The following is a 17,058-nucleotide window of genomic DNA, read 5'->3' as shown; positions in this document are numbered from 1 at the left end:
AGTCATGATTGATAAAGACTATTTAAAAACTAAATTCAAAGAGGTTTTTTCTAAAGAACCAAATTGGTATTTTTTCTCTCCAGGTAGGGTGAATTTCATCGGTGAACATATCGACTACAACGGAGGGAAAGTCTTTCCTTTTGCTATTGATAAGGGAATATATGCTGCTGTTTGGTTAAGTGATTCTTCTCTTATACAACTCTATTCTGAAATTGATAAAAAAGTTTATAAATTTTCTTTAGAAGAAGATCTTAGCATTTATAAAAATCATCCAGGTTGGATCAAATATCCCATTGGGGTTATTCAGGCTATTAAGGGGCAGGGATATTTTTTTAATGGTTTTTCCGTGTATTTTGCAAGTGATCTTCCTATAGGTTCAGGTCTTTCTTCTTCGGCAGCTATTGAAGTTTTAATGGGCTATATCGTTTATTCTCTTGTGAAAGCAGATTATCAGATCGATAGAACACAACTTGCTATCCTTTGCCAGCAAGTAGAAAATCAATATGTCGGAGTTAAATGTGGTATCATGGATCAATTCACCGTAGCTATGGGGAAACAAGATCATTTGATCTTATTAGACACTCATTCTTTGGAATATGAATATATCCCTTTTGAATTCCCTGATGTAGAGTTAGTGGTCGTTGATTCCAAAAAACCACGAGAACTCACATCATCAAAGTACAATGAACGAAGAACGGAATGCCACATATCATACGAAATTCTAAACAAATTATACAAAATCAAAAACCTTGTAGATGCAGATCTTTCTCACTTAGAGAGTTTACACTCAGACACCTTGATCAGAAGAACAAGACATGTGATCACAGAAAACCAGAGAGTAAAAGAAACAAAAGAGTTGTTAATAAATCATTCAAAGCAAAAAAGGGATCCAGAGAAAACCTTAAACAAACTAGGAAAGTTATTAGTAGAGTCCCACTATTCTTTGAAAAACGATTATGAAGTTTCTTGTAGGGAACTTGATATTATTGTGGAGGAATCTATGAAGATTGATGGGGTCTATGGTGTTAGGATGACGGGAGCTGGATTCGGTGGTTCAGCAATTGCATTAGTCAAGAAGGATTATTTTGATGAATACAGAAACAAAATCATGAAAGTTTATAAAAATTTAACAAACTTCAATCTTGAAGTTTTTTCTGTGAAAATTAGCGATGGTATAAAAAGATTATGAATTTTAATGAAATCAAAATTTTAAGGTTCCAATACCAAAAAAAAAATGGTTTTTTTTCTTACGAAGTTCAAAAACCTTTAACAGAAAGTTTTCGTATACAATTTCCGATTGGAGTCATGCATTTTTCTTTCCAAGATGGTATTTTTACTTTATTTTGTGAGGAGTTTCTTGATTATCAAGAAGTATCTTTAGATTTTTTCATGTTGGAATTTTTCATTCCAAAGATAGAACAATTCAAGGATTTCTTACATCAAGGCTACAACAACTGGACCCAAACTTTTGAAGTTCCCATCAAGAGCTCTCAAATGAATGTGAATTTTTTTTTTCGTTGGCTCTTTGGTTCATTCGGCGAATATACCATCATAAAATACATAAAAAAATTTAATAAAGCTTTTTTACGATCTCATTTTTATACCTATCTAAGAAGCTCTGATAATAAAATTTTACTTTTTGCTTCTTTGGATGAAAAGAATGCTTATACGATATTTCAGTTGGATTATAAAAATTCTATTTTGAAAGTAATTAAAGATTATCAGAATTACTATTTTTCCAAATCTTTTTTGTTGATGAATTTACTCATAAAACATGGAAATTATTATGAAGTGTTTAATGATTTTTCTGAAAGACTTGATGCCATCTCCGAAACAAATATTACTGGATATACTTCATGGTATTATCATTACAATAAGATTGATTTTGAGACCTTAGAGAGTAGGCTTGACTTTTTTGGAAAAGAAAAGATTCCGATTGATTATTTTCAAATTGATGATGGGTATCAAGAAAGGGTTGGGGACTGGTTAAATCTAAAACCTTCTTTTCGAGGGAAAATAAAAAGTTTAGTTGAAAAAGCAAAATCTTATAATATAAAACCCGGGATTTGGATAGCACCATTCATATGTGAAAAAAAGTCAAATTTGTTCTATTATCATGAGGATTGGCTACTTCGTGATGAAAACGAAAAACCTGTGATTGCAGGATTTAATCCACTTTGGAGTGGATGGTTTTATTCTATCAATATTTATCATCATGGATTCCAGGATTATTTGAATCAGGTTTTGCAAACATTCGTAAAGGACTGGGGATTTGAACTCTTAAAGTTAGATTTTCTATATGCAAGTTCTATATACCCTGTCAAAAGAAAAACAAGGGCAATACAAATGCAGGATGCCCTTAGCTTGATTCACAAAATCGTAAACTGGAGGAAAAGTAACGTAAAACTTCTGGGTTGCGGGATTCCTTTTTCTCATACGTTTGGAAATGTTAACTTCGCTAGAGTGGGAAGTGATGTAGAAGAAAAATGGGATAATTATTTAAAGAATTTTCATTTTTTAGAAAGGGTTTCTACTTTTAGTAGTTTGAATTCCACTATCCATAGACATCCTTTCAATGGAAAAAACTTTTTGAGTGATCCCGATGTTTTTTATTTAAGAGAGTCCTTTCGTTCTTTAAAGTCAAAGGATATTTCTAAAAAAATCGGACTAACTATTGAAGAAAGACTTACGTTGTTGTATGTCAATTATATCTTTGGTGGATTGGTTTTTACTTCTGATCCTGTGGAAACTTATGATCCAGAAAAACTTGAATTGTATAAGAAATTATTTCCTTTCTCGAAGAAGGAATACAAAACTTTCAAAGTTGTTGATGAACATTCTTTTGAGGTGCATTTTTCTATTAAAAAACAAAATTTTTTCACAGACTCAAATCAAAAAGAGTTTCAGTTGGAATACCTTTTCCTTGTAAATCTTTCTGATAAAAAAGTGAAATTTTTTTTAGAACCAAATGTTCTTTATTTTGTGGCATTCCCATTTCAGAAGAAATTTAATTTATTCATTAAATCACAAGAAACTATCATACTCCCGCCTCATAATAGTCTTTTACTTTATAAAACCCAAATCAGAAAAAGTGATCTCTTAGGAAGCAATGGGCATATTTTTCCTTTGTCTGAAATTTCTTCTTATTCCAAAAGAAAAAAGAAATTTAAGTTTAAGTTGGAAAAAGAAGCTTTTCAAAAAACAAAAGTTTTTGTTCATGCAAAGGATGTTCAAAACTCATCCCATGCTGTAAAAAAAATTGAAAATATACCCTATTACGAAATTGAAGTTATTAACCAAAAGGAGGTATAAAAGATGGAATTAGAAAAATTGATCGATCAAGTTAACAGTATTGTTTGGGGTCCCATCATGTTGATTTTGTTATTTGGAACCCATATTTTTCTTACAATACGTTTAGGATTTATCCAACGTTATATTGGATTAGGAATCAAGCTTTCTGTTTCTCGAGAAGAAGGGAAAGGCGATATTAGTCAATTTGCAGCATTGGCAACCGCTTTAGCAGCAACCATCGGAACAGGGAATGTGGTAGGTGTTGCCACAGCCATTTCTATTGGAGGTCCGGGAGCTGTTTTGTGGATGTGGCTTACTGGGGTTTTTGGTATAGCAACGAAATATGCCGAATCACTTCTTTCAATAAAATTCCGAGAGATTGACAAAAATGGACAGATTGTTGGTGGTCCCATGTTTGTTTTGGAAAGAGGATTAGGAATGAAATGGCTTGGCGTTTTGTTTGCTATTTTTACTGTGATTGCCTCTTTCGGGATTGGAAATATGGTTCAAGCGAATTCGATTTCTCACCTTATGAAGGATACTTATGGTATTGAGCCCGTTTATACGGGAATTGCATTAGCAATCCTGACAGCTCTCGTAATCATCGGCGGTATCAAATCCATTGCGAAAGTAAGTGAAGCTTTAGTTCCTTTTATGGCAGTTTTTTATGTGATTTCATTACTTGTGATTATTGTTCTTACTTGGGAGAAAATCCCTCAAACCTTGTATTTGATTGTAACCTCTGCTTTTACGGGACAGTCTGCTATTGGTGGTTTTGCTGGTGCGGGAGTTCGAGAAGCAATTAGGGCTGGAGTTGCCAGAGGATTATTTTCGAATGAGTCTGGTTTGGGAAGTGCTCCTATTGTTGCAGCTGCTGCAAAAACGAAAAATGCGGTCCGACAAGCATTAGTTTCTTCAACGGGAACCTTTTGGGATACAGTTATCATTTGTGCTTTGACTGGAATTGCCATCATCAATACAGAAAGTTGGACCTTAGGACTCAAAGGAGCTGAGATCACAAATCAGACTTTCTCAATCTTGGGTGGTTGGGGAAGTATTCTTTTAAGTATATCTTTGCTACTTTTTGTTTTTAGCACCATTTTGGGTTGGTCCTATTATGGTGAGAAAGCCTTGGAGTATTTATTGGGGGTAAAAAGTATTATGGCATTTCGAATTTTATGGGTGATTTTTGTAATCATAGGTTCTTTGACTTCTTTGAATGTTGTTTGGGGTTTTGCAGACATTGCTAATGGACTTATGGCAATACCGAATTTGATATCGTTATTATGGCTTCATAGTTACATCAAAAAAGAAACTGATAAATTCTTATCGAAAGAAAAGATTGATGAAGAGGATCCAGAACTCGTCAAGATAGAAGTATTTGATAAATAAAACCCCACTTTGGGATTTTATCTTGACTAATAAGTTTCTATGAGAAAGCGATTTCGCTTTTCTAATTCCCTTTGAATTTCTTTCCATTCATCATCAGTGAATTCTTTTTGTTGTTTTTTTTCTAGGTGTTTTCTAAAATAGTTCATGATGTTATCTTCCATTCCTTTTAGACCACAAATATAGACGACATAGTTGTTTCTTTCTAAGATGTCTGCGATTTCGTTTTCTTTTTCTTGAAGAACGTGATGGACATATACTTTTCGATTGGGATTTTCTCGTGAGAGAGCAGAGTAAATCCGAAATTGATCATTTTGTAATTTTAATAAATCATCATTGATTTCGTTTGCATAAAGATGATCTTTTTTATAGCGTGAACCAAAAAACAAAATAATTTTCCCTTTGTGGGGATAATTCTTCAAAAAGATTTTTTGAACAAAAGCCCGAAAAGGAGCAATACCCGTGCCAGTAGCAAAAAAAATCAGATCAGCCGTCGTATCTTGAGGTAAAACAAAGTGTTTTCCCGCAGGTCCTGTAATCAATACTTCATCGCCTTCTTTGAGATCACAAATGTAGTTTGATCCCACCCCACGTCTGATTTGTCCATTTTCGTCTTTAAAGACTACACGCTTAACACACAAAGAAACCGAATTAGGAAACTCAGGATCCCCTCCAAAAGCAGAAGCAATAGAATACAATCGTAACTTATGTGGTTTTCCATTTTCATCGACCCCAGGTGGTATTACACCAACAGATTGCCCTTCTGTGTATACATAGTCAGTTCCCCTGAGATCCAATACCACATGACATACATCTTCCTCATAGTCATCAGGAACTAGTTTTTTCTTAAATAATACTTTTACTTTGAGTGGATTTTTGGGTTTATATAACATGTCTTGAGCGGGGAGAGTCAATATCGGTGGGGGTAAAATTTCGTTTGTGGTTTTCATGAATTTTACATACAAACGAAAAACCCCATTGTCAACGAAAAAATATGTAGTTGTCAAATTCATGGATTTTTTATTTATATTTATATTCTGCAATTATGGATTTCTTGATGATCTTAGAAGAATTGCCTGAAGCTCTCTTTGTTGCCGATGTGGAAACAGGGGTAATTGTTTACGCAAATAAAATGGCAGAAAAGTTAGTGGGACTTCCTAAAGAAAAAATCATTGGGCTACACCAAACTCAGCTCCATCCACCTGAGTATAGTAGTCTCTATAAAGAAATTTTTATCGAAGATACAAAGAATAATTACAATAATATCAAAAAACGACGTATCAAAGAATTATCAGAATTATATGTTCAAAAAAGTGATGGAATCAAGATCCCTATCAAAATAACTTCAAAAACTTTTGAGTGGAATGGAAAAAAATACATTATTGGCATTTTTATTCGAAGTGATCAAGTTCTATCATTGAAGAAAAAAACTTTTGTTTTGAATGAACTTTTGGTTTTTACGGAAGCTGTATTTAAACAAGGTTCGTTTCAGTGTTATTATCGATCTCGTGATCCCATCTTTTTTCTTTCAGATGGTGCAAAAAGAGTTTTAGGAATAAATAGAAATTTCGTCAGATTGTCTAGTTTGCTTCCTTACATCAAAAAAGATGAACAAGAAATAAAAAATATTCTACAAGAAATAGCATTAGGTAATTTAAATCATTTACAAAAAGAATACGAATTCTATTGGCAGAATGGAAATGAAATCAAGAACATGGTTATCCAATTTTCTTTCTTGAAGGAAAAGTTTCTATATGGAATTATCAAAGATATTACAAAAGAAAAAGAACATATTCAATTGATTGAACGAAAAAATCAGTTCTTTTACATGTTATCCCAATCCCACAAAGTTCTGCTATTTGCGAATGAAGAAGAAATATTGCTTTCTCAGATTTGCAAGGTGATTGTTGAAACAGGAAAATACCTAATGTCCTGGGTAGGATATAAAAAATATAACAAAGAAAGAACTATTGAAGTTGTAAGTTATTATACAAAGAATGAATTTTTAGAAACATTTTTAAAAGAAAATTTTCTTTCACTTCCACTTTCTTGGGGATGGGGAGAAAAATCTAAAGATGCAAATCAGCATATTGCGAGCATTGTTTGTAGAAATAATAAAATATTGATAGAGAAAATTCAACAGGATAGTGAATTAAGAAAAGGTGAAGTTCGATCAGTGATTGGAATTCCAATTGCAATGAATGATATGGTAATTGGTGTTTTGATGGTTTATTCTTCGTTTGAAGATTTCGATCCAGAAGAAAAACACATCCTACAAGAAATAGCTGTTAACATAGGGATTGGTATTAACATCATCAGAGAAAGAAAGACAAAAATGCGGTTATTGGAACAAAATATTCTCTTAACGAAAATCTTGGATAACACAAGCCTTGGGATTTTAATCATAAACAAAGAAGGAAAAATACTCTACGTAAACAAAAAATTCGAGGAAATGAGTGGATATTATATGAATGAATTGATGGGACAAAATGTTAATATTTTGAAATCAGGATTGCATGACCATGAATTCTATCAACAATTATGGGATACTATAATGAGCAAGAAAGACTGGAAGGGTGAGATCATCAACAAAAGAAAAGATGGTAGTTTGTTTCTTTCTCGTGTTTTTATATCACCTGTATTAAATGAAAAGTTAGAAATTTCTCATTTTATTCAGATCATAGAAGATATTACTTTAGAAAAGTTTTATGAAGAACAAATAGAAAAATCCCAATTTTATGATAGTTTAACCAATCTACCCAACAGAACTTATTTTTTAGAAAAATTAAATCAAGAAATTTACAAAGGTGATAATTTATTTGTCATCTTGATTGACGTTGATCAGTTTTCTCTGGTTATCCAAAAAGTTGGTTTTTTAATATCAGATAAGTTTCTTCAATTAATTGCAGATCGAATTAGATCTTATATTGAGAAATATTTGCAATTAAATGTTTTTTTAGCTAGAATAGGAAATGATGAATTTGGTATTATTTTATCAAAAATAACTTTTGAAGATGGCATCCATTTCGTAGAAAATCTTTCTGAGTTCTTAAAGCGAGTATATCGAATTCATGGAAGTGAATTTTACCTTACTGCCTCGATGGGTATTGCTCTATATCCAGAGAATGCAAAAACCCCTGATGAATTGTTAAAATATGCGGAAATGGCTTTAAACAGAGCGAAAGAAGAAAAAGGAATAGGGAGCTATGCTTTTATTAATCCAGAAGTAGAAAAAGAATTTTTAGATCAAGTGAAGATTGAGACTTTACTTTTCAAGAATATTTCTCTGTTAAAAACAAAAGAAAAAACAAAAATTCAAAAAACAGGTTTTTATTTAGTTTATCAACCAATATTGGATATTAAAACAAACAAGATTGTCTCAGTAGAAGCCCTAATACGTTGGAGAGATAAAGAGTTAGGTATAATAAACCCATCAAAATTTATTCCTATAGCAGAGAAAAACCGATTGATTATTCCCTTAGGAGAATTTATTATTGAGGAGATAATTAAACAAATTTTGGAGTGGTATGAGAAGGATTACACAATTCTTCCTGTTTCAGTGAATATTTCCTATCATCAAATTCATGATGGAACATTTTTGAAATTCTTCAAGAGACTTATCAAAGATTACCATGTTGATCCAGCCTTAATAGAGATTGAAATTACTGAGAATATCCTTTTGCAAAATGAAGAAAAAACAAGAAGATTTATAGGCGAGTTAAAAGACATGAATGTGAAGATTTTAATCGATGATTTTGGAACTGGTTATTCATCTTTGAATTATTTATTGAAATATAAATTTGATGCTATCAAAATCGATCAATTTTTTATTAGAAAATTAGATGAGGAAGAGGATGACTCTTCTTTAAGATTAGTTCGTTCCATCATCCAAATGTCAAAAAGCTTTGGATTAAAATCGATTGCTGAGGGTATTGAAACTCAGAAACAAGTAGAAATATTACTTAGAGAAGATTGCGATTATGGACAAGGATATTACTATAGCAAACCTTTAAATCCAATGGAATTGGAAAAGTTTTTTAAAGTTCATACTTAGTTTTTTCTATATTCAAGCATAAGTGCAATTTCATGCGTTTAGAATGAAATCTGAAAAAAAATCATATTAAAGAGTATGCAATGAATAAAAACTGCTTTACGAGTAAATTTTTTTGAATATAATGAGAGTCGAAAATAAAAAATGTTTGAAAAGGGAAATTTTTTGGAGTTTTTTTGCTATTATTATAGATGACATTTGTTATTAAAGAATTAATTTATAGATTGGAGAAATCCTATGTTTGATTTTACCAAAAGAGCTAAAAAAGTTTTAAATGAATATGCCCAACAAGAAGCGAAACGACTTGGTCATGATATGATTGGTCCTGAACATATTTTATTAGGATTACTACGAGAAGAAGATTCGGTAGCCATAAAAATTTTAAAGAATCTCCAAGTCGATCTAAAAGAGCTAAAAAAAGAAATAGAAAGAAGAGCAAAACAGGGAAGTGGTTCATTACTATTGGAATTATCACCAAATCCTGATAAATTTCAAAAAATTATTGATTATTCTAAAGAAGAGGCTCGAAGATTAAAACACAACTATGTGGGAACCGAGCATATCCTACTTGCGTTGCTTAGAGATAGCAATAATATAGCTGGTGCTACCTTGGCTCAGTTTCAAATCAATTATTCCGTAATTAAAGGGGAAATCTTAAGAATTTTAGGGGTTTCAACCAATCCAACACAAGCGACTCAATCCACACCAACGGGAAGACCAGCTCCCGAAAAAAATAAGACTCCAACTCTGGATGAATTTGCAAGGGATCTAACTCAGATGGCTTTTGAAAGAAAACTAGATCCAGTAATTGGTAGAGAAATGGAAATTGCGAGGTTAACACAAGTTCTATGTAGGAAAACGAAAAACAACCCTGTCCTTATCGGTGAGGCGGGAGTAGGAAAAACAGCTATAGTAGAAGGTCTGGCGATCCGAATAGCCAATGGAGAAGTTCCTGATATCCTCATGGATAAAAGGGTGGTGGCATTGGATTTAGCTTCTTTAGTTGCAGGAACAAAATATCGTGGTGAGTTCGAGGATCGTTTAAAGAAAATACTAAGGGAAATTCAGAATGCAAAAAATATCATTGTATTTATTGATGAATTGCACACAATCATTGGTGCTGGAGCTGCAGAAGGTGCAATAGATGCAGCTAATATGTTAAAGCCTGCTTTAGCAAGAGGAGAAATCCAATGCATTGGTGCTACAACCCTGACAGAATATCGCAAATACATTGAAAAAGATGCTGCATTGGAAAGAAGATTTCAACCAATTCACGTGAAAGAGCCAAGCATTGATGATGCTATCATGATCTTAAAAGGATTAAAGAGTACCTTTGAAAAGCACCACAGGGTTGTATACATGGATGAAGCATTGGAAATGGCAGTCAAATTATCAGCACGATATATAAACGATCGCTATTTGCCCGATAAGGCAATCGATATTATCGATGAAGCAGGTGCAAGAGCTCGACTTCAAAATTCAAAACGACCTGATGAGATCATAGAACTTGAAGAAGAAATCAAATTATTAACTAAAAAGAAAGATGATTTGGTGAAAGCTCAAGAATATGAAGCTGCTGCACAAGTTCGAGATGAAATCGCAACCAAAAAACTTCAATTAGAAGAAATCATACAAGATTGGCAGGAAAAATTATCGAATTATGCCATTCAAATCCAAGAAGAAGACATTTATTCAGTTGTAAGTATGTGGACCGGAATTCCCTTAGAAAGGATTGAAGAAAGCGAAGCTAATAAACTACTCAAATTAGAAGAAGAACTAAAAAAGAGGGTAGTAGGTCAAGATGAAGCTATTCACTTAGTAAGTAGAGCTGTTCGTCGTTCACGGACAGGCTTTAAAGATCCAAGAAAACCCTCAGGTTCTTTTATTTTCCTCGGACCAACGGGAGTAGGAAAAACCGAATTAGCCAGAGCTTTAGCAGAGTTTCTTTTTGGAAAAGAAGAAAAACTTTATCGTTTAGACATGTCTGAATATATGGAACCCCATTCAGTTTCTAAGTTGATAGGTTCTCCCCCAGGTTACATTGGATATGATGATGCAGGACAACTGACAGAATATGTTCGTCGCAATCCATATTCGGTGATTCTTTTTGATGAAATCGAAAAGGCACATCCTGATGTCTTTAATATCCTTTTACAAATTTTAGAAGAAGGAAATTTGACAGATACTCATGGTAGAAGAGTTGATTTCAGAGATACCATAATCATCATGACGTCAAATATTGGTGCAAGAGAACTCCAAAAAAGTGGAAAAATGGGGTTTTCTGAAAATGAAGCAAGAAGAGAAGAGAATAAGAAAGAAAAGGCTTTAGAGGCTGTGAAAAGACACTTTAATCCCGAGTTTTTGAATCGTATTGATGAGATAGTGGTATTTAATTCTTTAAATAAAGATCAAATAAAACAAATTGTGGATATCATGATAAATCGACTAAACCAATATCTATTCGATAAGAAAATCATGATCGAAATAGATGAAACTGCAAGGACATATTTTGCTGAAAAAGGTTTCGATGAAAAATATGGAGCTAGACCTTTGCGAAGATTAATCCAAAAAGAAATCGAGGATTACTTAGCAAATCGTTTTCTTGAAGGAGCATTCCGTGAACCTACGAAGGTTTTTGTGAGCTACATTGAGAGTGAGCGAAAGCTACATTATAAAGAAGACTTTTGGAAAGAATATGAAGATATTTACAAGCAAAAGCAGTTAGAGAGAGAAATGAAAGAAAAAGAACGTAAAGAAAGAAGTTCAAAAATAACTTTGAAAAAGGTCAAAATAACTGAAGATTTTGACGTTGAACCAGCAAGTACTACAAAAACGAATTCATAATGGATTTGCAAATTCATCTTAATATAACAACTATGGCATTCTATACTTATTTAGGTTTTTTAGTAATCTTCTTTTACTTAGCTTATAAGTATTTATTTCACTTCAAAAGGAAAAGTAACTTGATCTTAGCTGAAGTTGAAAGAATAGAAGTTCAATTTCTTAAGAACTACAAGGGGGTTGAACCCTATATAGGGTTTCATTACAAATATTCTGTCAAAAGAAAGAAATATTCAGGTTTTTTTAAAATCCCTTTTAGTCTTATATTAGAGAATCAAAATCAGATGGAACTTATCTTCAATGAGGAACTTCAAATCCCCATTTTGAAAGTCAATAATGAAACTTACATAGGTGACGAAGCAATTGAATACAAACTCTTACAACTCATACCTTCACTACCCATACGTTATTTAACTTCTGACCCTGCTAGGAACTTTGTTTTTCCTCTAAATAAAAATTATAGTTTTTTTCGAAAGACAATAAAAAGGTTAAGTTGAAAAAAATTATTGTTATAAACGTTTTTAAGAAAAATTTAGTAAGTATGACTCGTTTATACTTATCTCTTTTTTTCTTTATGATCTTTATCAATAACCTATTGTCGTCTTATCCTCCGAATTACGAGGATGCATTAAAGCTCTTTCAGAAAAAGGAATATGAAGCTTCTTTGTACAAGATACGAGAAGTATTCGATTCTTATCGAAATTCTTTGGAATTTCGTTTATTGGCAGCATCCAACTATTTGGAACTCAAAGATTATAAAAATGCTTTAGCTCACTTGAAGTATGCTTCTATTGATCATCCGAATTCAGTGGAAGTAATGATTTTGTTCGCAGATGTTTATAATCAAATGGGTCAGTGGAACCAAGCCTTACAAGCTTTAGAAAAAGCAATGTCATTAGCAAAACAGGATAAAACAAAAGAAAAACATTTACGCTACTATTATGCAAAGACGTTTTATTATTCGAAAAATTACGAAAGAGCAAAGAAAATTACAGAAGCTTTGATTGCTGAGGACTCTAATTTTTTGGAGGCTTTGTATTTGGATGCACTTATTTATTTAGCAAAAAAAAACTTTGAGTTAGCGGAGTTTCGCTTTCGAACGATTTTGTCACATTCTAAAATTGAAAAAGATTTAGCAAGGTCCATTTATAATAATTTAGGATACATCCAAGAAGTTTATGCTCAAAATCAGCCCAAGAACTCAAAAGAAAAGAATTCGTTTCTACGAGAAGCGAAAAGATATTATGAATTAGCCTTACAAATACAAAATGATTATTCCATTGCACAAGACAATCTCGCACGATTAACAAGAGATGAAAAATGAAAAAAGCATAGCTGTTTATACCCTAGGATGTCGTTTGAACATTTATGAGTCCGATGGTATTTTACAGCAATTTATAAGTCAGGGATATTCCTACAAAAATTGGTGGGAAGGTGCTGATGTTGTCGTAGTAAACACTTGCACTGTTACTCATCAAGCGGATTCGAAAAACCGAAACATTATCCGATCTTTGCATCGTATCAATCCAAAATCAAAGATTATTGTAACAGGATGCTATGCACAAACAGAAATCGAAGAACTAAAAAAAATCCCAGAAGTCTTCGCCATCATTGGGAATGAAAAAAAGAGTCAAATCTTTCAAATTTTTGAAGAACTAGAACAAGTTCAACAAAAAGAAAATCTTTATTCTACTGGTCCTCTGGTTGAGTTTCATCAAGCAAAAAAAAGAAGAAAAATACAAAATCCATTTGATTATGGTTTGGTAGCTCCTATAGGGCACACTCGTGCTTACGTAAAAATACAAGATGGATGCGATCGTAAGTGTTCTTATTGTAAGATTCCCCTTGCAAGAGGGGGTGGTGTATCTCGTCCTATTGATGATATCCTAAGACACATTGATTATCTACAATCCTTAAAGATACCAGAAATCATTCTAACGGGAGTGAATATCGGCTGGTATCGTCATGAAAATATTCGATTTATTGATTTGTTGGAAAAAATCTTAGATAGACTTTATTACAGTAGATTGAGAATCTCAAGCATTGAGCCTTCGGATGTAAATGAAACCTTAGCGAAACTCACCTTGCATCCTAAGTTCTGTAATTTCTTGCATGTTCCTTTGCAAAGCGGTTCTGATCGAATTTTACGATTGATGAAACGAAGTTATAATTCGATAACCTTTACAAAAAGAATAGAAAAAGTTCTAAAATATAACCCCAATATTTTTTTGGGAACGGACGTTATTGTGGGATTTCCAACTGAAACTCAAGAGGATTTGCAAAATACAATGAAACTCCTAAAAGAACTTAATTTTGCTCATATTCATCCTTTCCCATTCTCCCTTCGAAAAGGAACGGAAATAGAAAATTTTATCCGTGAACATAAGATTTCTTTGTTTAGTAGAAATGAATTGAAAGCAAAAGTTCACTTGTTTTTAGATTTGAAAAAAGAATTATTTTTAGAATATGTAAAAAAGAATCTCCATCAAGTTTTTGAAGGAATCATAGAAGACGTCCAAGAAAATCATAAAAATCATGTCAAAATCCTAACTGATAATTATTTGAATATTCGAGTTGATTTGCCTCAAGATAGTCAAAGCTACAAAAAAGGGCAGTTTATCCATGTTCGTTTAAAAAATTTTACATTAACATCCGAAGCCGAAGAAATAGAGCTCATTGGTGAAGTCTTATAGCTGTCTTAAGTATGAGATATCAATAAACTTATCTGGGTCCTTTTTCGCAAGAAAGCCGTACACATAAGGATTGATTTGAAGTTTTTTTACAATTTGGCACCCTGCCTCTTGAATGAATACCATCATTCTTTCAGAAGATACTTTTTGATGGATATCGGGTCCTACTGGAAGTTCTACTTTTTCCCAATCAAGGATTACAAAATAACCGTCTTTTTTTAAGATTCTACCTGTACCTAAAATTCCTAAAGTAGGGTTTGCAAAAGTTGATAACACACAAGAAATGAAAATCATGTCCATTTCGGGAATCCATTCTGGTAGCAAAGGATGTTCTGTTTTTTCTACATGGAATGGAATAAAGTTTTTTAAGTTTTCTTTTACTTTTCTTTTGAGGGTGAAATCAATCAATACTTCTTGGCATTCCGCTCCCCAAACAAATATATCGGATTCACCATATTCAAAAAATGCGTTCAAAAAATAGCCATTTCCCATACCAAAATCTAAAAGATTCTGAACTCCTTTTAAAGGGATTTGAGAAAAAATCTTATCAATTGGAAATAGTTCTCTTCGTTTGTGGGAGAGTAAAAATTCGTGATACTCTGGATTTTCGTAATAGGGAAGACCTCTCATTTTTTATTTACAAACAATGAATTTTCGTTTATAGTAAACCGAAATAAGAGTAAATGAAAATATGAAAAGAACATTTTTGTTCGTTTTTTTATATTTAATCTTTCAAAGCTCTCAACATGCAATCACCCGAGCAAAAAATATTCCAGGGGTTGATCCTTTGCCTATTGCCATTCTAGAGAAAGAAGCTCCCACACAACCAACTCAAAAAGATACAACCACCAAAACAGAAGAAACACCTACGTCAAAATTTCCTGATTTTCCAAAAATACGCAATCTAAAAGTTGTGCCAGATCCGTCTTATCCTTTTTCGGCAAGAATTACGTGGGAAATTTCTATGAACAATGATACTCCTATCTACGTTGTTAGATATACAAGGCCTATTTCTACAAGGGATATTTTGTTGAGTTCTTACAATTTAACGAATCCACCTTTACCACCTAATACAACTTCTTTTATTGATTATGATATTCCAGAAGGAGTTTATTACTATGCCGCTGTGACATCGTTTGAATTGAGTAGAGATGGGGTTTTGATTTTGAAACCAGATGTGAACTATACCATTAATCCATTTGTTGTATATAGGACAGAAAGAGAAAATAAGAAAGAAGTTTCTCAAACTCAAACAATAGAAAGTGTAGATAAATCAAAATTGACATCAAGTGACTACGAGATTTCTGAGTTATCGGCAATCAATACAGATAAAGTAGTGATACTAAATTGGAAACCTCTCCCCATACAAAATATCAAGTATAGAGTATATAAAGGAAAAGAACCCTTAGATTCATTGGAAAGATTAAAAAGGTCCATTTTTATTGGAGAAACGATTAAACCCTTTTTTATTGATGAAAACCCTATTGAAGGAGAACCTTTCTTTTATGGTGTGAGTGTGTTGGATGTTGATTCAAACGTAGAATATGCAAGCTTAAAGTTTCAAAGGTCCTATATTAATCATACTTTTAAAAAACAAAGAATTGATTATCAATACAAAGAGTTTTTGCCTGATTCTTTGATTGCTTATCAAGTGGATAAAACTTCTATTCAACTCTTTTGGGTGGATGCTGGACCTGGTGTAAAATATTATCGTGTTTATCGAAGTAATTTTCCTATATCAAGTACAAAGTCTTTAGAAGATGCTAATTATATTGGGAATGCTCAATCTGGTAGGCTTGGTTTTATCGATCGAGATTTAAAACCTGATCGATATTTTTATGCCGTTTTTCCTGTTTTATCAAATGAAAATGAATTAAGAGTTTTTTTTCCCAATCGAACTTTTACAACATTTTCAATCATCATTCCAAAATATGAGTCTTCGGAACTAAAAAAAGACTCAGAGAAGCCAGTAGAACCAGTAGGAAAAGAAGAGATGGTAGAAACAGAGTCACGAAGAACTAACATCAAAAGTATCAGTGTCAAATTGGAAGATAAAAATTCAGTAAGACTGATATGGGACTACTATCCAGAACTTTCTTCTAAAATCAAAGTTTTGATTTATCGTAGTCCCATGCAAATTACAAAATACGAAGAACTCAAAGATAAAAGCATTTTTATAGGAGAATTTCCATTGGTAGCAGGAGTTTACGTCGACAAAAATCTGCCGGCTGGGAAGTATTATTATAATTTTTTAGAATATAACACAGATACAAATAATATCACTGCTTTTTATTATTTAAAAAGACCAATAGAAATCCAACAGGAAGAAGTGGAAATTAAAACAGATGAACAACGTATTATCAATCCTCGAGATCAAAAAGCCCTCATAACAGAAGAATCAAAAATTAACGTGACTAATATTAATCAAACTCAAAGTCTAGAATCTGAGAATGAAAAACAAACAAAAACGAATCAGGCTTCTTTAGAAACTAAACAGGAAGAACCCAAAAAAATAAAAAGTAAAAATCCCTTCGACATTAAAAAAGAAATACAAACAATCATAGATTGGATATACAAACAGAAAAGATATACTGATGCTGAACAAAAAATTCGAAGTTTACTCTCAATACAAGATTTGAGTGATCAAGAGAAAGGACAATTGAAGTTCTATTATGGGGTATTATTATATCGACAGAATCGATTGGATGAGGCAAGAAGGTTTTTTGTTGATCCTGACGTTCAAAGTTTTGATGCTCAACGAGCTAATTTTTGGTTGAAAAGAACTTTAGAATAGGA

At 32.5% G+C, this 17,058-nt stretch carries 11 protein-coding genes; 9 read left to right on the top strand and 2 right to left on the bottom strand.

The window, feature by feature from the left end:
• The first annotated feature begins 4 nt into the window (after positions 1–4).
• From NZ853_05850 to NZ853_05840, 3 genes are read left to right on the top strand one after another with little or no spacing between them, the layout of a single operon-like run.
• Positions 5–1,189: a galactokinase gene (locus tag NZ853_05850; GenBank protein MCS7205201.1), complete on the top strand. Its 1,185-nt coding sequence runs from the start codon at positions 5–7 to the stop codon at positions 1,187–1,189.
• Entirely contained in the window at positions 1,186–3,312 is a 2,127-nt protein-coding gene (locus NZ853_05845; GenBank protein MCS7205200.1) for an alpha-galactosidase, read from the top strand. Before NZ853_05850 ends, NZ853_05845 begins: the two co-directional genes overlap by 4 nt.
• A gap of 3 nt (positions 3,313–3,315) precedes the next feature.
• Positions 3,316–4,683, top strand: coding sequence for a sodium:alanine symporter family protein (locus NZ853_05840; protein ID MCS7205199.1), 1,368 nt, complete (start codon positions 3,316–3,318; stop codon positions 4,681–4,683).
• A gap of 26 nt (positions 4,684–4,709) precedes the next feature.
• On the opposite strand, the gene NZ853_05835 is transcribed toward NZ853_05840, so the two are convergent.
• Positions 4,710–5,630 carry a hypothetical protein gene (locus tag NZ853_05835; GenBank protein ID MCS7205198.1) on the bottom strand — a complete coding sequence of 307 codons (921 nt, stop codon included), beginning with the start codon at positions 5,628–5,630 and terminating at the stop codon, positions 4,710–4,712.
• 50 nt (positions 5,631–5,680) lie between these two features.
• On the opposite strand from NZ853_05835, the gene NZ853_05830 reads away from it, so the two are divergent.
• The 5 genes from NZ853_05830 (at position 5,681) to mtaB (ending at position 14,265) form a co-directional block, all read left to right on the top strand.
• On the top strand, positions 5,681–8,734 hold the full coding sequence (locus tag NZ853_05830; GenBank protein MCS7205197.1) for an EAL domain-containing protein: 3,054 nt from the start codon (positions 5,681–5,683) through the stop codon (positions 8,732–8,734).
• Between the two features lie 234 nt (positions 8,735–8,968).
• Positions 8,969–11,575 carry an ATP-dependent Clp protease ATP-binding subunit gene (locus NZ853_05825; GenBank protein MCS7205196.1) on the top strand — a complete coding sequence of 869 codons (2,607 nt, stop codon included), beginning with the start codon at positions 8,969–8,971 and terminating at the stop codon, positions 11,573–11,575.
• Entirely contained in the window at positions 11,575–12,069 is a 495-nt protein-coding gene (locus NZ853_05820; protein ID MCS7205195.1) for a hypothetical protein, read from the top strand. The genes NZ853_05825 and NZ853_05820 overlap by 1 nt, the downstream gene beginning before the upstream one ends.
• Positions 12,070–12,113: 44 nt before the next feature.
• A complete protein-coding gene (locus tag NZ853_05815; protein MCS7205194.1) occupies positions 12,114–12,896 on the top strand; it encodes a tetratricopeptide repeat protein in 783 nt (260 codons plus the stop codon).
• Complete coding sequence (gene mtaB / locus NZ853_05810) at positions 12,886–14,265, top strand: tRNA (N(6)-L-threonylcarbamoyladenosine(37)-C(2))-methylthiotransferase MtaB (GenBank protein MCS7205193.1); 1,380 nt, start codon at positions 12,886–12,888, stop codon at positions 14,263–14,265. The genes NZ853_05815 and mtaB overlap by 11 nt, the downstream gene beginning before the upstream one ends.
• On the opposite strand, the gene NZ853_05805 is transcribed toward mtaB, so the two are convergent.
• Positions 14,260–14,892, bottom strand: a complete 633-nt coding sequence (locus tag NZ853_05805; GenBank protein MCS7205192.1) for a class I SAM-dependent methyltransferase — start codon at positions 14,890–14,892, stop codon at positions 14,260–14,262. The genes mtaB and NZ853_05805 overlap by 6 nt on opposite strands.
• Before the next feature lie 61 nt (positions 14,893–14,953).
• On the opposite strand from NZ853_05805, the gene NZ853_05800 reads away from it, so the two are divergent.
• Positions 14,954–17,056, top strand: coding sequence for a hypothetical protein (locus tag NZ853_05800; protein ID MCS7205191.1), 2,103 nt, complete (start codon positions 14,954–14,956; stop codon positions 17,054–17,056).
• Positions 17,057–17,058 lie beyond the last annotated feature (2 nt).

This window comes from Leptospiraceae bacterium (assembly GCA_025059995.1).
GTDB lineage: Bacteria > Spirochaetota > Leptospiria > Leptospirales > Leptonemataceae > SKYB61.
The sequence above is the reverse complement of the archived record's forward strand: the minus strand, read 5'-3'. Positions and strand labels throughout refer to the sequence as shown.